The sequence below is a fragment of the Testudinibacter sp. TW-1 genome, from assembly GCF_050613185.1.
Classification (GTDB): Bacteria; Pseudomonadota; Gammaproteobacteria; order Enterobacterales; family Pasteurellaceae; genus Chelonobacter.
In genome coordinates this window covers 89,563-108,386 of record NZ_CP192511.1, presented here as the reverse complement: position 1 = coordinate 108,386, position 18,824 = coordinate 89,563, and the positions used below count along the sequence as shown (strand labels likewise).

Annotated in this window: 12 protein-coding genes and 2 pseudogenes; 1 reads left to right on the top strand and 13 read right to left on the bottom strand. The window is 45.8% G+C overall.

What is annotated here, in order from left to right:
* Positions 1–6: 6 nt before the first annotated feature.
* The 11 genes and pseudogenes from ACQ31U_RS00580 to ACQ31U_RS00530 all read right to left on the bottom strand — a co-directional run.
* A complete protein-coding gene (locus ACQ31U_RS00580) occupies positions 7–360 on the bottom strand; it encodes a Na+/H+ antiporter subunit E (protein ID WP_431052916.1) in 354 nt (117 codons plus the stop codon).
* A gap of 5 nt (positions 361–365) precedes the next feature.
* Positions 366–1,838: a complex I subunit 5 family protein gene (locus tag ACQ31U_RS00575; protein WP_431052914.1), complete on the bottom strand. Its 1,473-nt coding sequence runs from the start codon at positions 1,836–1,838 to the stop codon at positions 366–368.
* Positions 1,838–2,257 carry an NADH-quinone oxidoreductase subunit K gene (locus tag ACQ31U_RS00570; protein ID WP_431052912.1) on the bottom strand — a complete coding sequence of 140 codons (420 nt, stop codon included), beginning with the start codon at positions 2,255–2,257 and terminating at the stop codon, positions 1,838–1,840. The genes ACQ31U_RS00575 and ACQ31U_RS00570 overlap by 1 nt, the downstream gene beginning before the upstream one ends.
* A gap of 15 nt (positions 2,258–2,272) precedes the next feature.
* Positions 2,273–2,698, bottom strand: a complete 426-nt coding sequence (locus tag ACQ31U_RS00565; RefSeq protein WP_431052910.1) for an MnhB domain-containing protein — start codon at positions 2,696–2,698, stop codon at positions 2,273–2,275.
* Positions 2,688–5,054: a hydrogen gas-evolving membrane-bound hydrogenase subunit E gene (gene mbhE, locus ACQ31U_RS00560; protein ID WP_431052908.1), complete on the bottom strand. Its 2,367-nt coding sequence runs from the start codon at positions 5,052–5,054 to the stop codon at positions 2,688–2,690. Before mbhE ends, ACQ31U_RS00565 begins: the two co-directional genes overlap by 11 nt.
* A gap of 102 nt (positions 5,055–5,156) precedes the next feature.
* On the bottom strand, positions 5,157–6,815 hold the full coding sequence (locus ACQ31U_RS00555) for an FAD-binding protein (RefSeq protein ID WP_431052906.1): 1,659 nt from the start codon (positions 6,813–6,815) through the stop codon (positions 5,157–5,159).
* Positions 6,816–6,928: 113 nt separating this feature from the next.
* Positions 6,929–7,741 (bottom strand): ATP-binding cassette domain-containing protein, encoded by an 813-nt coding sequence (locus ACQ31U_RS00550; RefSeq protein ID WP_431052904.1) that lies wholly within the window; start codon positions 7,739–7,741, stop codon positions 6,929–6,931.
* Complete coding sequence (locus ACQ31U_RS00545; protein ID WP_431054359.1) at positions 7,738–9,744, bottom strand: dipeptide/oligopeptide/nickel ABC transporter permease/ATP-binding protein; 2,007 nt, start codon at positions 9,742–9,744, stop codon at positions 7,738–7,740. Before ACQ31U_RS00545 ends, ACQ31U_RS00550 begins: the two co-directional genes overlap by 4 nt.
* Complete coding sequence (locus ACQ31U_RS00540; RefSeq protein WP_431052902.1) at positions 9,744–10,697, bottom strand: ABC transporter permease; 954 nt, start codon at positions 10,695–10,697, stop codon at positions 9,744–9,746. The genes ACQ31U_RS00545 and ACQ31U_RS00540 overlap by 1 nt, the downstream gene beginning before the upstream one ends.
* A gap of 87 nt (positions 10,698–10,784) precedes the next feature.
* Positions 10,785–12,332 carry an ABC transporter substrate-binding protein gene (locus ACQ31U_RS00535; protein ID WP_431054358.1) on the bottom strand — a complete coding sequence of 516 codons (1,548 nt, stop codon included), beginning with the start codon at positions 12,330–12,332 and terminating at the stop codon, positions 10,785–10,787.
* A 497-nt stretch (positions 12,333–12,829) separates the two neighbouring features.
* Positions 12,830–13,165 (bottom strand): annotated as a pseudogene (locus ACQ31U_RS00530) (ABC transporter ATP-binding protein); the annotation flags it as partial.
* 11 nt (positions 13,166–13,176) lie between these two features.
* Here ACQ31U_RS00530 and metH point away from each other — a divergent pair.
* Positions 13,177–15,844: pseudogene (gene metH, locus ACQ31U_RS00525) on the top strand (methionine synthase); the annotation flags it as partial.
* A gap of 161 nt (positions 15,845–16,005) precedes the next feature.
* On the opposite strand, the gene ACQ31U_RS00520 reads toward metH, so the two are convergent.
* Both ACQ31U_RS00520 and ACQ31U_RS00515 read right to left on the bottom strand, forming a co-directional pair.
* Entirely contained in the window at positions 16,006–18,192 is a 2,187-nt protein-coding gene (locus ACQ31U_RS00520; RefSeq protein WP_431052900.1) for a YecA family protein, read from the bottom strand.
* Positions 18,193–18,342: 150 nt separating this feature from the next.
* A complete protein-coding gene (locus ACQ31U_RS00515) occupies positions 18,343–18,804 on the bottom strand; it encodes a hypothetical protein (protein WP_431052898.1) in 462 nt (153 codons plus the stop codon).
* Between the last annotated feature and the right edge of the window lie 20 nt (positions 18,805–18,824).

Genomic DNA, 18,824 nt, shown 5'->3' with positions numbered 1-18,824 from the left:
CTCTCCTTAGGTTGTTGCGGATTTGGCAAACAGGGTTGAAATATACGGCACGAATTTTGTTTGGATCTCTTGAATTGCCAAGTCAGTCTGTTCTGCATCCAAAATATGCAGCAGCATTCGGTTATCTTCGTTATTAATATCCAATACCGTTGTGCCCGGTGTCAGGCAAACCAAGCAAGATAAGACAACCAAGCCGGTTTCGCCGATTTGTGGAATCTGGATCGCAATATAGCTGTCGCGTAGCGATTGCTTGATACCCAACTGTAATTTAAGAATCAGGCAAAGGGTGGTAAAACCGGATTTCACCATTAAGTACAGAAATTGTAAACCGAGCAAGACGGCGACGTAACTTTTTTTCATGAACATTATTGAGCTCCCAATGCCAGTGCCGCTTGTCGGCTTAAGGCGTAAAGCGGATTCGGCGCGAAACTGATAAATAAAATCAATAGACCGAGTAAGCTGACGGCGGTGACGGCAGGTTTGATATTTTGTCGGATGAACGGTTGCCAAACCCTGTCGCAGTCACAAACGTGCGGGTGTGGTTTGCAAAATGCTTCGAACCAGATTTTCATCATCGAATACAATGTCAATACACTGACCAGCAGGGCGATTGCCGTCCAGAGCCACTGGTCTTGGTTAATGGTTTCTTTTAACAGCACGACTTTTGCCCAGAAACCGGAAAACGGAGGAATTCCGACCAATGATAATGCCGGAATTGCAAATAAAACGGCAAGCCACGGTTTGATATTGTATAAGCCGCCGATTTTGCGCAAATCATAGCTGCCGGCATAGAGATAAATAATTCCGGCAAGCAAAATCAGGCAGCCTTTGACTAAGCTGTGGTGCACGGTGTAATAAATGGCGGCGCTGTTGCCGTCAACCGTGCCGAGGGCAACGGCTAACAAAATATAGCCGATTTGGGATACGCTGTGAAAAACCAAAATACGGCGCATATCCCAATGGTAAGCCGCGCCAAGCACACCCACGACCATGGTGCAGACGGCGATCCAAGCAAGTGCGGTTTGCAAGATGTCGATACTTGGCAGGAACACTTGTGCTAGCGTGCGCAGCAAGGTATAGACCGCGACTTTGGTCAACAACGCGGAAAACAGTGCCATCAGCGGAATCGGCAGTGTGTGGTAAGACGCCGGCATCCAAGTGAACACCGGAAATGCCGCCACTTTAATCAATATGGCAGCGATAAACAGTGTGATAATCAAGAGCTTGCTATGTTCCGCCAAATCTTGCAGCGCCAGCTGCACCGCACTGAAATTCAGATGACCGGTAGCGCCGTAGAGCAGGGCGATGGAGGTCAGTAGTAACAGCGTACCGAACAGGTTGAGCACCATGTATTTAAAGGCGGCGTCCAATTGTGAGATTTTTCTGCCAATCGCCAATAAACCGATGGCACAGATTAAAATCACCTCAAACCAAACATACAGGTTAAAGAAGTCTTGCGTGATAAAGCTGCCGTTTACGCCGCTAATCAGACCGAAGAGCAGCGGCAAGGTCAACGAGTTGAGCGGGCGGGTGCTCAAGCCGGATAACATATATAACAGGCAGATTAATGTCATGACCACTGAAATACTCAGCATGATATAACTCAGCGGATCAATTTGAAAACCGATTCCGAACGGTAGCGCCCAGTTACCAAAATGGGAACTGAGATTGTGTTGCTGGAGCGGGGCGTAGAGCATGATGTGGTTGACTAACATGAATAGGCTGATCGCCAAGCTGAACCAATATTGGTAATCCTGGCGATAGCGCAATAACACAGCGACGGCGGCGGCAAACAGCGGTATTAAAACCGGGGAAATCACCCAAACATTCATCCACATTAACATAAATCCTTACGATAGCCTTTCAGCTCATCCTGATCATTGTAAATCGCCGGTTTTTCAGCGTCGTTATTCAACGGTTCCGCCTCACGCCAGGCATTGACATCATCGGTGTTCAAGCGGCGAATCAGTTTAATCATCAGTACCACGGAAAAACAGGTCAGGGCAAAACCAATGACGATAGCTGTCAGAATGAGCGCCTGCGGCAGCGGATTCGCCGAATTTGCAATCAATTGTTCGCCGGGCGGAACAACGGCAGGCACGGTAGAAGACACCCGCCCCGACAGTAAAATAATAAAATTGACCGCATTGCCGAGCAACATCAAGCCGATTACGATACGCAAGGCATGACGCGATAGCAGCAAATAAATCGCTGCGACCAAGGTAATCCATAAGGTAACTAAAATAACTAATGTCATAAGATTCGATTCGCCTTATTCCGTGGTTTCTAACAACATAATGGCGTAACCGCTCACCACGCCCCAAATGCAGAGGTAAACGCCTAAATCAAACAGCAGTACGGTAGAAATTTTATAATCAAACCAGAAGAGCGGTATGCTTGCCCAAAAATGGTATAAAAAGGCATTGGCGCTAAACAGTGCAGGCAGACCTGCGGCGGCGGCAATTAATAAGCCGCTTGCCGCTAGATTCAACGGCGAGGAGAGTGGTAATTTTTGCATCGCTTGTTTGGTGGAAAAGGCGATTGCCCATAATACCGACGCCGACGCTGCCAGTAATCCGGCGATAAAACCACCGCCCGGTTCATTATGCCCGCGCAGCAGAATCACCCATGAGGTCAGCAGTACGATCCAGTAAAGCGGACGCGCCGTTTTGCGCAGTAGTAGCACATCACTTTTCATCTTTGACCTCTTTTTCGGCTGCTTTACTGCGTTTTAATAAGCCGGTTTGGCGTTTTAATTCCCGCAATAACGGTCGCGCCGCCAACAGCGAGAACAACATGACCGCGACTTCACCGAACGTATCTAGCGCACGGAAATCGACCAAAATCACATTAATGATATTGCGCCCGTATGCCTGAGGCACACTGTTTTCAATATAAAAGTCAGACACGGCGCTGTTGAAATCCAAATCTAATACGACTAACAGCGTGATCACAATAATGGTGGCGACCAACATGGCGAGCAACAGCGTGAACAACAGGCGTTTCGGATGTTTGCGACGATCTTGCGGGCGGTTAAAATCCGCCGAATTGTTGCGAATTAAGATGATGAGAATCGACGCTAAAATAATCACCAAAATGGTTTCCACCACAAACTGGGTGAATGCCACATCCGGTGCCGACACAAACACAAACAGCAAGGCGGAACCGAAACCGACCAAACCGGAGTTGAGTAACAACATAAACGGCTTGCCCGAAAGCATGACAAAAATCGCGCCGAGACTAATCATGATAGCGGCGGTGATTAATCCCGCACTTGGCAGCGGTTCGAATAAGGCGGAGAAATTGAGATCGATCCTCACGCCTTGCCGAAGACTCCACAGCAGGCTCAAACTGAGGCTGAGTAAGGTAAAACCGAGCAACCATTGGATATAACCGGAAAGTAATCCATGTTGGAACCGCCCGGTTACCTTCGAGGTCAATGCCGGGATTTGATCAACGATCCGATGGTAGGTTGCCGCGCCGCCCCAGTGCGGAAACAAATTCAGGAAACGGTCAAAGGCAAAATGCAAGGTATCCCAAAAGTGGAAAACCAATAAACCGAATACAACCGTTGCCAGAATCGTTAGCCCGGTGGTTTGTAACGCTTCCAAATTAAAATAGAGATCGACATCGCCGATCGGCTGTGAAGTGATGGTTTGTGCCGCAATTTTGATAAACGGAATCGCCAATTGCGGAGTCAAGCCGATAAATAACCCGGTAACCGCAACTAAAGCGGGAGCGAGCAGCATTTTGATTTTTACCTCATGTACGGACGGGGTAATGTTATTGCCGGGATGTAGCCAAAAAACACGAATTGCCGCTACTGCCGCAACGGCAACCGCAATGATACTAAAAATAAGGTTACCATAAGCGCTAAACGGCAGGGTATCATCGGCTTCTTTGGCGATTGCCAGGGCTTCCTTGGCGATAAATCCGAACGAGGTCGGCATACCCGCCATGGAAAGTGCGGCTAAAATCGCAACCGTTGCCGTCCACGGCATATAGCGTTTTAAACCGCCGAGATGATCGATAATCCGCGTGCCGGTGGCGTGGTCGATATTGCCGGCGACAAAAAACAGCGGCGCTTTGTATAAGGCGTGCGCCAACACAAAAGTTATCACCGCAATTGAGGCCGAGCTGCTGTCCAAGCCGATCAACACCACCATTGTACCAAGCGAGGCAACGGTGGACCACGCCAGAATTTTCTTCAAATCCCGTTCTCTTAATGCCAACATCATGCCCCAAGCGGCGGTAATCGAACCGACGGTTTGTAGAATTTGCTGCCACAGCGCCCAATCCGTCAGGGCATAATCCAAACGCGCCAACAGGAAAATCCCCAGCTTGACCATGGTTGCCGAGTGCAGATAAGCGGAAACCGGCGTCGGTGCCGCCATGGCGTTCGGCAGCCAAAATTGGAACGGAAATTGTGCGCTTTTAGTAAATGCGCCTAGTAGAATCAGGATTAAAATCCACTTAAAGTGCGGTTCGGCAATGTAATCGGGCAGAATTCGGATCAACTCGGAAATTTGCGCCGTGCCGGTTAAATGCCAGAGCCATAAAAAACCGGCTAACAGGCATAAACCGCCGCTGCCGGTGATCAGCAAAGCTTGTTTGGCGGCGTTGCGGTTTTCTTCCGCTTGATAGTTAAACAGCACTAACAAAAATGAAGTGATACTGGTCAATTCCCAAAACAGGAAAAACAGCAGTAGATGATCGGCAATCACGCAGCCGATCATGGCAAGCATAAAAATGCTTAATAAAACATATAGACGGCGCAACTGCGGATGATCGGCGAAATAGCCCGCGGCATACAGATAAACCGCACAGCCGATACCGGTGATCAAGGATAACATCAGCAGGGAAAGCCCGTCGACATACAGCAAAATATTCAGATCAATCAGGCTGAACCAAGAATATTGGTATTGGTAGAACGGCTGATTATCGAACCATAAAAAAATAACGGCAATTAACCCGAAAAGCGGTAGTAAACTCCACAGGATTTTTTCGATTTTTGTCGGTGTCTTGCCCGCTAATGTCGGATCAATCTGCGCCATATCTGAATGATAGCCTTATAATTAAATGATATTAAAAAGGATTGTGATGAATAAAAGTAGCGTTTTTAAGGTGCTTAGTCAACCGTCAAGCCGGCTTGTCGTTTAAAAAGCGGACTTCAAGCGTGTGATTTTTATTTTTCCATGCCGTAAGTTAAGCCGTAATTTTTCCACATTGGGGCTCTCATTCGGGTAATCCGAGCGGAAATGCGCACCACGGCTTTCTCGACGGGCAAGCATTGCCTGCAATAGCATTTCGGCACAACGCAATGACCAATATAATTCGATACCGTATCGGCTGGCGCTATAGTGGCGGAGATGATATTCGATTAACCCCAACGCGTGTTGCAGCCCTTGTTGATTGCGGTAAACATTGGCATTTAACGATAATGTCTCCCGCACTTGGGTTAAAATTTCGCTGGCGCTGGCGCTGAGCGGTGCGGTGCTTGGTTGTTCCGGGATGGTTTGTATCAGTATCTGCGTGACATCGGCAGGAGCGAGGGTTGAAAGTGCGGTTTGGCAATAGTGTTTGGCACGCTGCACGGCACGGGTTGCGAAAACCAAGCTGCCGCCGACCGAGTTGCCGCCCAAGCGGTTTGCGCCCTCAATACAGGCGGAGATTTCGCCAATGGCAAACAGTCCGTTGACCGCACTTTCACTGTTGCCGTCAATTTCGATTCCGCCGTTGCAGCTGTGCGCAAAGGGTTCGATGACCGCACGATCTTGCAGCAGATCGACACCGATTTTTTGTTTCAGCCAATCCAAATAGACGCGATAAAATTCGCTTTGATCTTGATATAATGCCGATGAAAAGGCTAAACGAGCCCCGTTGCTGCCGCGCTGAATTGCCTGCATAACGGTCAAATCAAAACGTTTTGCCGCAAAATCGACGCTAAACGGCGCATAATCGCTGCGTTCGTCCATCATTGCCCGAAACGCCTGCTCCGACATATCGTTAAACAGCGGTTGATCATTGCTGTCATACACTGCCGTACAATATTTTAGGGTGTGTTCGCCAAACAGCACTTTGCGCTTAGGGGCTAGAAATGCCGGAATGAATTGAATAAATTCCATATTGATTGCGCTTGCGCCGGCATCTAACGCAATTGCGTGTGCCGAGCCGACAATATCATTGGGGTAAAGATTGTTTTTATACAATGAGGCGATACCGCCGGTTGCCAAAATCACGGCATGGCAACGGCAAAAAACGAGTTCTACGCCATCAGCCGTTTCCAGTTGGAATACCGCACCGGCGACTCGATTGTTCGGGGCGATAATTTTGACTAACGTGGCTTGTTCGTAATAGCGGTTCAGCTCATTATGATCTAAAATTTCACGCGCCTTTTTTGTCGCGCTTGTCCACTCGGAAATTAAATAGATCGGGCGTGGGTATTTGGCAAAACAGGCAGGGCGGTTATCTTGCCGCAACCACGGCTGAAAGCCGATCTCTTGCAATAATCCAATGCCTTGTTTGGATTCATTCAGATAATTTTCGACGACATCAGGATTGTTCATCCCTTTGCCGACACGGGTGATGTCCTCCCGAAACTGCACTTTGTCATCTTCATCGCCGGTGACTTGAATACCGAGGGTGGCTTTTAACGGAAAAAAACTCGCCCCGCCGGCAATCTTGTTTTTGGTGATTAAGACCGAACGTAAATTTTGCCCGGAGGCTTGTTTCACCGCACTGAGTCCGGCTATGCCTGAACCGACGACCAAGATGTCCGTTTCAATCACCGTTTGAATCTGAAATGTGTTTTTCATAAGATTTACCGCAATAAATGGAGAAAGTATGCTAAAAATTAACCGCACTTTCTCTGCCGTTAGGAGATATAGGCAGAAAAAGTGCGGTTTGACGGATAACCGTGACCGTCGGTTTACAATAATGACGGCGCAGCGCCGAGCAGACGGCGGGTGTAATCTTCTTTCGGGTTTTCGAAGATTTGTTCTGCCGAGCCGCTTTCCACGATTTTACCGGCAAACATCACTACGATCCGATCCGACACTTGGCGCACGGTTTGGATATCGTGCGAGATAAACACCATCGCCAAATTCAGCTCTTTTTTCAAATCCGCCAGCAAGTTTAACACCTGCGCGCGCACCGATACATCCAATGCGGAAGTCGGTTCGTCGGCAACGATCAACGACGGATTGAGTGCCAAGGCACGGGCAATGGCGACACGTTGTTTCTGTCCGCCGGATAAACGGGTCGGTTCAACCGCGGCGGCGGAACGCGGCAAGCCGACGCGCGACAGCAATTCATACACCCGTTTTTCCCGTTCATGCGGTTGCAGGATGTTATGAATATCCAACGGATCACGCAGAATATCGAACACTTTCATGCGCGGGTTAAGTGCGGTTGCCGGATCTTGGAAGATCACCGACACTTGGCGCCCGAACTGTTTACGAGCTTGTGCGCTGCCGTATTGCATTTTCAAGCCGTTGAATTTCACTTCGCCGCCGGTGGGTTGCTGCAAGCCGATCATCACGTTGGCGAGGGTGGATTTGCCACAACCGGATTCGCCTACGATACCGACGGTTTCCCCGGCATCCACATGGAAATTGACCCCGCCGACCGCCGTGACTTTGTTACGGCTGAACAGCGAACCGTCACGGGAAGGGAATTGCACCACGATATCTTTTAAATCAATGATATGTTGCGGTTTGATGACTTTGATACTACTACTCATACATTTTCCCCTTGTGCAGCTTTACGGCTGTCTGCTGAATTTGATGCGGCTAAATGGGAAGCCCAGAAGTGGTTTGGCACATCGCCTGCCGGAACGAGCGGCAATTTTTGATCCGGATTGGCGTCAGGCCGTAACGAACGCCCTGCGAAGCGGTCGCCGACCGCAAAGTCGTAAGGCGACGGCACGCTGCCCGGAATTTGATATAAGCGTTCGGCACGTTCTTCGGTGGATAATACTGACCCCAACAAACCGCGGGTATATTCATGCATTGGATTTGCCAATAACGGCGAAGTCGGCGCGCTTTCCACCACTTGACCGGCGTACATCACGGTGATGTGGTGCGCCATTTGGGCGACTAAGGCTAAGTCGTGGCTGACGAACACCATCGCAAAACCGAGTTTTTGGCGCAATTCGTTCAACAGTTTGATCACTTCCGCTTGTACCGTTACATCAAGTGCGGTTGTCGGTTCGTCGGCGATGACCAGTTTCGGCTCCCGCGCCAATGCCATCGCAATCAGCACCCGTTGGCGTTGCCCGCCTGACAGCTCATGCGGATAGCGATTCAAGGTTTTCGACGGATCGAGTTTCACCCACTCCAACAAGGTTTCCGCGGTGTGTTTGCTGCCACGGCTGATGATCTGCGCCATTTGCGCCTTAATTCGCATTGACGGGTTCAAGGCACTCAAAGCGTCTTGGTAAATCATCGCAATTTCGGTACCGCGCAGTTGGTTCATTTCGCTTGAGTTTAATAAATCATGTTCTTTACCGCTGCGGTCACAGAAGGTGATGTTGCCGGTGATTTTCGCTGTTTTCGGCAATAGCCCCATGATAGAAAACGCTGTAATCGATTTACCGCAGCCGGATTCGCCCACCAAGCCCATGGTTTCGCCTTCGTTGACGGTGAAACTGATGTTGTCCACTAACGGCGTTTCGCCGTAACGGTTCGGGAAGCGGATCGACAGGTTTTTCACTTGTAAAATCGGTTTGGCATTCGGGTCAAGCTGCATGCGGTCAGTGCGGGTGATCTCTTTGTTATGCAAGTTGAACAGATAGCGTTTCAACGCCAAGCCTTCCGCCATCGCTTCTTGCACATCCGACCCTAATAGCGTTGCCGGTTTTTCATTGCCGTCTTTAGGTTGGGTGGATTTTTTCAGTTTTGGATTCACCAACGCATCGGTTAAGCCTTCCGCCAAGATATTTAACGCTAATACGGTTAATAAGATCGTGAGACCGGCAAAAGTGGTCGCCCACCAACCGCCGTTTAACACCAGGTTACGACCGTAAGCGATAACGTTGCCCCAAGACGGCGCAGGCGCTTGCACCCCCGCACCCAAGAAGGAGAGCGAGGCTTCGAACACAATCGCATCCGCAACCATCACGGTGGCAAATACCAATACCGGCGCGGCAGTGTTGCGCACCACGTGTTTGATTAAGATATAAGGGCGGCTTGCGCCTAACACGCGTTCGGCGCGGATATAGTCCTCTTCCCATTGCGATACCACGTTGGCACGCACCACACGCGCCAGTTGTGGAGTGTAAACCACCGCAATCGCGAGGATAATCATCGGTAACGAGTTGCCGAAAGTCACCAACAATACCGCAGCCAAGGCAATCGCCGGGAAGGACATCATGATATCCATCAAACGCATAATGGTTTCGTTGCCCCATCTGCTTGCCGTTGCCGCGGTTGAGCCGAGAATGGCGCCGAACAGAATTGCCAAACCGACCGAACCTAAGCCGATAATCAACGAGGTTTGCGAACCGTATACCATACGTGAGAACACGTCACGGCCTAAACGATCGGTACCGAACCAGTTGTTTGCGCTTGGCGCTTGTGCCGGAATGCCGGTGGCAAGTGGATCATGGGTGGCAACCCACGGAGCGAAAATCGCCATCAACACAATCAGAAAAATAAAGGAGAGTGAGAGTTTTGCACTAAACGGTAACGCTTGGAAGCGAGCACCGCCGGCGGCTAAACGTTTACTTAAACCTTGACGTAGCATCATAGACTCCGAATTCTTGGATTAATCAATAAATACAATATATCAACGATGATGTTCACCAAAATAAAGGTAAACGCGATAGTCAATACAACCCCTTGTACCAAGTGCAAGTCGTGATTCACGATGCCGTTAAAAATCAGTTTGCCCATACCCGGCAAATCGAAGATTTGTTCGATAACCACCGCACCGCCGAGTAAGTACCCCACACGCAGACCCAGTACGGTCACAGGGGTGATCAGCGCATTACGCAGCACGTTGTAGCGAATTACAGTCGAGTATGGCACGCCGTTACCGATTGCGGTACGGACATAATCTTTATCCATTTCTTCCACCATCGTTGTGCGCACCACCCGAATCAGGGAAGCGCACACCGGCACGGCAAGTGCCAATGACGGTAGCGTCATTGATAAAATGTAATCTTTCGGGCTTTCGCTAAAAGGAACAAAACCGCCTGACGGGAAAATATCATTATCTAACGATAACCATTGGATTAATAAGATCCCCAACCAGAATGACGGAGTTGCAACCGCAGCAACGGAAAGCAAACGAATGACTTGATCCACCCAACGATCGCGGTACAACGCCGCCAACACGCCCAAGCTGAATGAGACGATAGCCGCAAAAAATACTCCGATAAAGGTGAGTTGTAACGTCAACGGAAACGCTTTAGCAATCAGCGAGCTGATTGGTTGCTCAGGCGGCATGGTGACACCGAAATCAAGCGAGAACAGATTGACGATATAGCGTCCGTATTGGACTAGGATGGGATCATTTAAGCCGTGAGTTTCGCGATATAAGGCTTTGGCGGCTTCACTGGCGCTATCACCGAGGGCGATAATCGCAGGGTCTCCGGGGCTGAGTTGCAAAATAACGAACACTAATGCAGTTACCCCAAACATCATAACCGGTAATGCAAGCAAGCGTCGTAACAACAAACGCAACACAATTTCCATGGTTTTCTCCAATCAAGCAGTAAAGTGAAAAAATGCAGGTATCGACTTTTGACGATCTTCGATACCTGCGGGTACAACTAAAGTATGTTATTTACGACCGGTACCGATGAACGATAAGCCGGTTGTTGGCAACGGTTGGAAGTCAGACAGTTTTTTGCTGTCCCAAGCGGTTGGTAATTTACGGTGGAATAACGGATATAGCGGCACTTCTTTAGCGATAATGTTAATCGCTTCGGACCAGGCTTTTTTCGCATCATCATTGGTTTTCGCTTTAACCGCTTCGTCCAACAACTCTTGAACTTTTGCGTATTCAGGCGTATTACTCCAACGATAACGGTTTTTCGCCCAGACATCACCGCGATACCACCAGCTCATCAGCAAGTCGACGTCGTTACCGAACACTGACGGATCGCCCGGGGCGATAACCACACCGAAATCGCCTGACGGAATGGCTTGACCGTATAGTGCACCGGATTGCAGATGTTCAAGGGTCACTTTCACGCCCGGAATTTTGTTCCAAGATTCTAAAATTAATGGCGCACAGTCTTTGACCCAAGAGTGGTCGGTCGCCAACAGTTTGAATGATAATTCAGGCACACCGGCTTCTTTCAATAGCGCTTCCGCTTTTTTCACATCATAGTCATATTGGGTGCTGGCTTTGACGTAATCAGGGTGAGTGGTTTGTAAGAATGACGTCGCCGGTTCGGCGTTGCCCATCAATGCGGTGTTGATCATTGCTTGGGTGTCTAAACCGTAGTGTAACGCTTGACGCACTTTCGGATTGTCAAACGGCGCTTTTTCACAGTTGAACATCAGGAACAGCAAGCCGAAAGATTGTACCGACTCAACGGTTTGACGGCGTTGTAAACGCGGAATATCCAAATATGGCACGCTTTCCATTGCTTGAGTACGGCCGGATTCTTGTGCGGTGACGCGCGCGGAATCGTCAGACAATAAGAACCATGTCATGTCTTTTACTTGAGCAGGGTAGATACCGTTGTAAGCATCGTGTGCGGCAAAGACGATACGGTCATCTTTCACGGCAGAAACAAATTTGAACGGACCGGAACCGACAGGCTCAGCGTCGAATTTGGCTTGACCGACAGCCTCGATAACGTGTTTCGGTACGATTTTGACGATAGTCAAACGGTCGGTGAATAACGCAAACGGATATTTCAGTTTAAATTCGACGGTTTTTGCGTCAAGTGCGGTCACTTTGTCGATATAAGGAATAAATTGGGCAAATAAGGATTTGTTATCCGGGTTCAAAACACGCTCAAATGAGTAAACCACGTCTTCGGTAGTCACCGGTTTGCCGTCATGGAACGTTGCACCGTCACGCAAGGTGATTTGCCAAGTGGTATCATCTTTTTGTACCGGTTCTGTGCCAGCCAATGCCAAATATGGTTTGCGAGTGGCTGGATGTAAATCAACCAAACCTTCGAAAATGTGCAGGTTAGCAGCGTAGGAAGAAGCACCACTCGAGGTTAATGGATCAAATCCGGTGGATAACGGATAAGCAATCCCTGCTTCGATACTGCCTGAAGTAGCGACTTTTGCAAAAGCCGGGTTAGTAAATGTTCCTAATGTACCAGAGAACGCTAAACCGGCACCGACACCGCCCATTAATTTCATAAAATGGCGACGTGATTCGTTATGTGAAGTAGTCATATGCAACGCTCCTTTATGTGTGTTTGACTTCAAGTTCTGATGAAACTTAAAGTTTTATCGAATTTTCTAGCTGTTTATCACAAAAACAAACAGTGAATTCATCTTCCGCCTTGATACGCCCTTACCACGTTAATGACTCGGCGGCAGATGCGGAATCAAGCCACTTCATCATATTCAAAATAAGAAAGTTTCATGATGAAGTGTTTTTATCCATGATTAAAATATCATGAAGTGTAGCTATCATAATTCTCCGTTTTGAGAGGGTCAATAAGAATTCGGCTAAATACGGAAGCTTTTGCAGAAAGTGAGAAGTAAGTCACAACTGGTGAAAAATAAGGAGTGATTTTTGTTGATTCAGCAACTATTTTTCAACAAAAAACACTATGCAGCGCATGGATTCATGGCGAATGATTGATGGGGTAGATGTAAGGACGGCAAATTGATAAATCGGCAAATCGTCTCTACAACTTCTCCACAGCAAAAATCTCGCGCTTCATCGGATCAATCTCGGCGCGAATGCCAAACGCAGCAGCTAAATTTTCAGCGGTCAGCACCGTTTGGGTTGCACCGCTAGCAATCACGTTGTTATTGCCGAGCAGAATCACTTCATCGCAAAAACGGTAGGCAAGTGAAAGGTGGTGAATGGCGATCACGCAAGTGCGGTTCGGTGTGAGCGTTTGCAATTGCTGCATGATGTCGATTTGATAATAGGGATCGAGCTCTGCAATCGGTTCGTCGGCAAGCAATAATGGTGAGTCTTTAATACAGCAGCGAACCAGTTGCACCCAAGCTTTTTGGGTGCAGATCAATCTCGGGGCTTGAGCCGCTCACCATTGATGAAAACAGCCTGTTTGTGAATGTGGGCGAACGCAATAACGTGACGGGTTCGGCAAAATTCAAACGTTTGATTAAAGAAGATAAATTTGGTGAAGCGATTGAAATTGCCATTGATCAAGTGGAAAACGGCGCACAAATTATCGATGTGAATATGGACGAAGCCTTGCTCGATTCACAAGCCTGTATGGCACGCTTTTTGAATATTATGGCGACCGAACCCGATGCGGCAAAAGTGCCGGTGATGATCGACTCTTCCAAATGGGAAGTGATAGAAGCTGGGTTGCAATCCATTCAAGGCAAGGGCATTGTCAATTCCATTTCCTTAAAAGAGGGCGAAGAAAAATTTATCGCCCAAGCCCAATTGGTGCGCCGTTATGGAGCTGCGGTGGTGGTGATGGCGTTTGACGAAGTGGGGCAAGCGGATACGGAACAACGCAAGGTAGAGATTTGTACCCGTGCTTACCGGATTTTAGTGGATCAACTGGATTTTCCGCCGGAAGATATTATTTTCGATCCCAATATTTTCGCTATCGGCACAGGCATTGAAGAACATAACAATTACGGTGTGGACTTTATCAACGCCACCGCACGGATTAAACAAACCTTACCGTTCGCCAAAATTTCAGGCGGCGTATCTAATGTCTCGTTTTCTTTGCGTGGTAACAATTTTATGCGTGAAGCCATCCATGCCGTGTTCCTCTATTATGCCATTAAAGCCAGTATGGATATGGGCATCGTCAATGCAGGGCAGTTGGCGATCTATGATGATTTGGATTCCGAACTGCGTGAGGTGGTGGAAGATGCGGTGCTCAATCGCCGTGCCGATTCCACCGATCGCCTGTTAGAAATCGGGGAAAAATACCGTAACCAAGGCGGCGAGCAAGAGGATGCCAACGTTGCCGAATGGCGGACATGGGACGTGACCGAGCGGTTAAAACATGCGCTCGTCAAAGGTATCACCAATTTTATTATTGAAGATACCGAAAGAAGCACGCCAGCAATTCAGTTCGCCGTTGGAAGTGATTGAAGGGCCGTTGATAGCAGGAATGGACGTGGTGGGCGATTTGTTCGGCGACGGTAAAATGTTTCTGCCGCAAGTGGTGAAATCGGCACGGGTAATGAAGCAATCTGTCGCCTATCTTGAGCCGTTTATCAACTCCACCAAGCAAAAAGGATCTTCCAGCGGCAAGGTGGTGATTGCCACCGTGAAAGGCGATGTACACGACATCGGCAAAAATATTGTAAGCGTGGTGCTGCAATGTAATAACTTTGAAGTGATTGACTTGGGTGTGATGGTGCCGGCGGATAAAACCATCGAAACCGCACTGCAAGAAAAAGCCGACATTATCGGCTTAAGCGGTTTGATCACCCCGTCACTGGACGAAATGGAATATTTTTTAGGCGAACTCACTCGCTTGAAATTGGATATCCCGGTGATTATCGGTGGGGCAACCACCTCGAAAGAGCATACGGCGATCAAACTCTATCCTAAATACGCCCATGAAGTGATCTACACCACCAATGCTTCCCGTACGGTGACGGTATGTGCCGCTTTGATGAACCCGGAAAGCAAGGCTGAATTGTGGCAACGCACGAAAAAAGAGTATGAAAAAATTCAATACACCTTTGCTAATCGCAAACCTGCTCGTAAACAGTTGAGCATTGAAGAAGCCAGAGCCAACGGGTTTAATGCCTTTAGTGGCGAATGGGCGGATTACAAGGTGCCACTACCCAAACAAACCGGCATTGTAGAATATAAAAACGTACCGATTGCCACACTGCGCCAATTTATCGACTGGTCTCCGTTTTTCCGCTTATGGGGCTTAATGGGCGGTTATCCCGATGCCTTTGATTACCCTGAAGGCGGTGAAGAAGCCCGCCGTGTGTGGAATGACGCGCAAGTGATGCTCGATGAATTCGAGCAAAACGGCAAATTAAATCCAAGCGGTATTATGGGGATATTCCCTGCCTATCGCACAGGTGATGATATTGAAGTTTATCAAAATTTCGACCGCACTTTAGTGGTAGGCAAAGCCTATCACCTACGCCAACAAGGGGAGCGGGGCAAAAACAGCAAAAGCCCGTATAACCTGTGTTTAAGCGACTATATCGCTGATCGAGCAAGCGGTCAGCAAGACTATTTAGGTATGTTCGCCGTCTGTGCCGGGGTGGAAGAACATGCTTTAGTGGACGGCTTTAAAGCCGCAGGCGATGATTACAATGCGATTTTGCTACAAGCCATCGGCGACCGCCTCGCCGAAGCCATGGCGGAATATCTGCATTTTGAACTCCGCACCAAAGTGTGGGGTTATTCCGATGAAACCTTTGATAATCAAGGCTTAATCGCCGAAAACTACCTCGGCACCCGCCCCGCCCCCGGCTACCCAAGCTGCCCGGAACACACCGAAAAACAACTGATTTGGGATTTACTCGAAGTAGAACAACGTATCGGCATGAAACTCACCGAAAGCTACGCCATGTGGCCCGCCGCAAGTGTCTGCGGCTGGTACTTCACCCACCCCGCCAGCGAATACTTCACCTTAGGACGAATTGATGAAGATCAGGCGAAGGATTATGCAGAGCGTAAGGGGTGGAGTGAACGGGAAATGGTGAAGTGGTTGGGTGTGGCGATGAAATAACAACTGAAATATAAATTATATAGTAAGGACGGATTGAATCCGCCCTTATAACCAAATTAATCGAATTTATTACGCTCTCTCGGAAAGCTATATAGATGATAATTAAACGCTGAAGAATTTTACTGAAACAATTGATAAATTCATCAATTATCTTATGGTAGTCAAATATTATTTATAATATTGATCTGTTTATAACAACAACATTTTTTGTATTTTTTTCCACTACCACAAGGACAAGGAGCGTTACGCCCAATCTTTCTTTTTCGTTTTTGTTGGTTAATAGGAACAATTACTTCGCTAGAGGAAAAAAGTTCTCTACAAATTATATCCATATCGTAGGATGGCTTCCAGGTGTAAATTTTATTGATTCCAAATCTTACTTCTGCATTATCAATATCTATTGCGATTCCAAACCAACGCTCTGATTTATGTTTATACTTTCTGCGTTCACAATGATTGCTTAATTTATTCAGTGCTTGAGAGTACGGTTCATCTGTACAATGGATAGTCAATCCACTAGTATCATTTTCATCAAAAGTTAGTGTTAAATCATGGAGTTTTCTATCTTGTAAACTTCTTTCTTGTACTTTTCTTATATTTTTATTCAAAATCGAAATTGTTTCTTCTCCTAAAGTTAATAATTCTAATCCTAATTCAATAACATTTTTATTTTCAAGTTTCTCAATGTTTTTTATTAGCTTATCAAAGAATGTATCTTGATATTTTGTCAAAATTCCATCTGGAAGTAATTTATTTGATAAATTAGCTCTTCGTGATTGCATAACTAAATCAAGATCAGCGTTTAAATCATCAGCTAAATGTATTGCTGTATAATCATTATCTAAATATAAATTACTTTTTAAGTGATATGCCAATATCGTTAATTCATGATTTGCAATTAATTTATCTTTATAAATAATTCTACGGTTTATATAACTTAAAAAATATAATGGTGACTGCAATAGTTCCGTTATCACATCTAATGTAAAAATATCAATAACAAATGCTGGTTTAATTACATTATGTTCTGTTTGTTTTAAAAAATGTCTTGCCTGTGTATGTAAGGCAGGATAATGTTCAGAAATAACTGAGAAAGGATATATTTCAGAAAAATCTCTATTGAGTAATATTTCTTCACCAGAGGTTGAGATTAGTCTGTTTTTATTATTTAATAGCAGTTTTCCACATGAAACCGATTGTTCATATGACGATTGAATTGCTTTTTCAAAATCATTTTTTATTACATCGTCATTTCCTTGTCTAGCTGGTATGGTTAGTTTCTTAGATTTTGCTTGTAAAATAATAGCTCTATCCGCAAAAACAACTAATACATCTATTTCACCAAGTTTATTATTATTTGTATCCTTAATATCAATATTTTTGAATACATTTTTATCACCAAAAACTAGTTTCAAACGTTTAAACGAGATGTTTTCTGTAAATTTCCCCCTGTGTTCCATTGCTGTGTTTTTATAACTACTATCTTGATTAAACCAAAAGAAAGGTGTTTCATATACAGCCTCAACTAAGCTATAATATTGAAATAGTAAATAACGATTATCCTTTAAAACCAAAAAAGGATAAGCATTAGTAGGATTAAAATCACCAAATTTTTTTAGTGAAGATATATTTTGATGCTTTTGTAATGAAAATGAATCCAAAAAGTTTTTTATAGTTATTTCATCTAAATTAGTCCTGGATATGATGTCTTCCACTGAAAATATATATCCCTCAAGGATACTCCATTCTTTAGGATCTTGATTTTTAAAGTTAATTAATGTCTCATATATTTTTGCTGTCTGAATTTCTTCTAATGCGACAATAATCTTGAATAATTGCTCGGTTGAGTATCCTTTGTTTTTTATAAACCATTCATTATCATAACTATATTTCAGTTTTGAAAAATTTCTATACTGAAATGAATAGGCTGATTCACCACCATAAAAAATTGGTTCTCTTAACATTTTTCCTGATGTTAGAATATTACTTAATTCTTCAATGGAGCTTATATTAATAGTGTTTTTTATTATTGATGAGTGTAATTCATCTAATAATATTTCAGTCTGGTTGATATGGCTTTGAAATTGATGATTTTGAGGTAATGTTAAGTTTATTTTATGTTTACACATTAAACCTATTAATAGTGATATTTCATTTCTAAGCAATCTATCTGAAGTATTGTATTGCCTTAATATATCTTCAGTGGTAATTATATCTGAATCAAAGAATAGACTATTATCTCGATAACAAAAAAATGCAATTACATGTGCATACCCTGGTTGGGAACATAACTCTTCTAGTTCTTTAAGAACAATACTTTCATCTCTAGTATTTTCGTTTGGAAACATAATATTATCCTTTATACTATTACTGATAATAGAACTTACTTTATCAAAACTTTTGATGGAATAGAATCTTTAGTGAAAGTGTTAAAAGCCTTCTAACTTTTAAGAGATAGAATGTATGTAAGCAATACAACTATTGAATATGTTAAATTTCTACCCCTCCCTACACTCCAACCACGCCACTTTTGCCCCGTTGATGTTTTTATAGTAAGTGGAGCGGTGTTCACGAGCGATTAGCTCGATAGAATATCCTTGAACGGGGTGGTATGAGCGGTAAATGACTTCAAAACGTGAGCCGCGGGTATTGAGTGGGACGTTGGCAATATGATCAAAAGGTTCTGCTTTTCCGCCGTCTAACTGAAAATAGATGCCGAAATTGTGTTTTAAACGGCTTTCTCGCCAAAGTGGAAAATAGGTCGATAAAAAGGATGTGCCGCTGGTTTCAAAGTTATTGCATGAATAAAAATAACGCTTGTAGTCGGCGATATTAGAAAGTTCGGCTTGGCTGATGGTATTTTTCAGATAACCGGTCTGCACTTTTTTTGCCGGCTGAGAGGTATAGGCAAACAAGGTTGTAATGGTTAAAGTGAAGAAAATCAGTTTGCGTTTTTTCATTATACAGCCCTAAAGTGCGG

What these genes read in the sequence shown, in the direction of transcription:
- ACQ31U_RS00580 (WP_431052916.1), bottom strand. Translation starts at nt 360, where the DNA reads ATGAAAAAAAGTTACGTCGCCGTCTTGCTCGGTTTACAATTTCTGTAC.
- ACQ31U_RS00575 (WP_431052914.1), bottom strand. Translation starts at nt 1,838, where the DNA reads ATGTGGATGAATGTTTGGGTGATTTCCCCGGTTTTAATACCGCTGTTT.
- ACQ31U_RS00570 (WP_431052912.1), bottom strand. Translation starts at nt 2,257, where the DNA reads ATGACATTAGTTATTTTAGTTACCTTATGGATTACCTTGGTCGCAGCG.
- ACQ31U_RS00565 (WP_431052910.1), bottom strand. Translation starts at nt 2,698, where the DNA reads ATGAAAAGTGATGTGCTACTACTGCGCAAAACGGCGCGTCCGCTTTAC.
- mbhE (WP_431052908.1), bottom strand. Translation starts at nt 5,054, where the DNA reads ATGGCGCAGATTGATCCGACATTAGCGGGCAAGACACCGACAAAAATC.
- ACQ31U_RS00555 (WP_431052906.1), bottom strand. Translation starts at nt 6,815, where the DNA reads ATGAAAAACACATTTCAGATTCAAACGGTGATTGAAACGGACATCTTG.
- ACQ31U_RS00550 (WP_431052904.1), bottom strand. Translation starts at nt 7,741, where the DNA reads ATGAGTAGTAGTATCAAAGTCATCAAACCGCAACATATCATTGATTTA.
- ACQ31U_RS00545 (WP_431054359.1), bottom strand. Translation starts at nt 9,744, where the DNA reads ATGCTACGTCAAGGTTTAAGTAAACGTTTAGCCGCCGGCGGTGCTCGC.
- ACQ31U_RS00540 (WP_431052902.1), bottom strand. Translation starts at nt 10,697, where the DNA reads ATGGAAATTGTGTTGCGTTTGTTGTTACGACGCTTGCTTGCATTACCG.
- ACQ31U_RS00535 (WP_431054358.1), bottom strand. Translation starts at nt 12,332, where the DNA reads ATGAAATTAATGGGCGGTGTCGGTGCCGGTTTAGCGTTCTCTGGTACA.
- ACQ31U_RS00520 (WP_431052900.1), bottom strand. Translation starts at nt 18,192, where the DNA reads ATGTTTCCAAACGAAAATACTAGAGATGAAAGTATTGTTCTTAAAGAA.
- ACQ31U_RS00515 (WP_431052898.1), bottom strand. Translation starts at nt 18,804, where the DNA reads ATGAAAAAACGCAAACTGATTTTCTTCACTTTAACCATTACAACCTTG.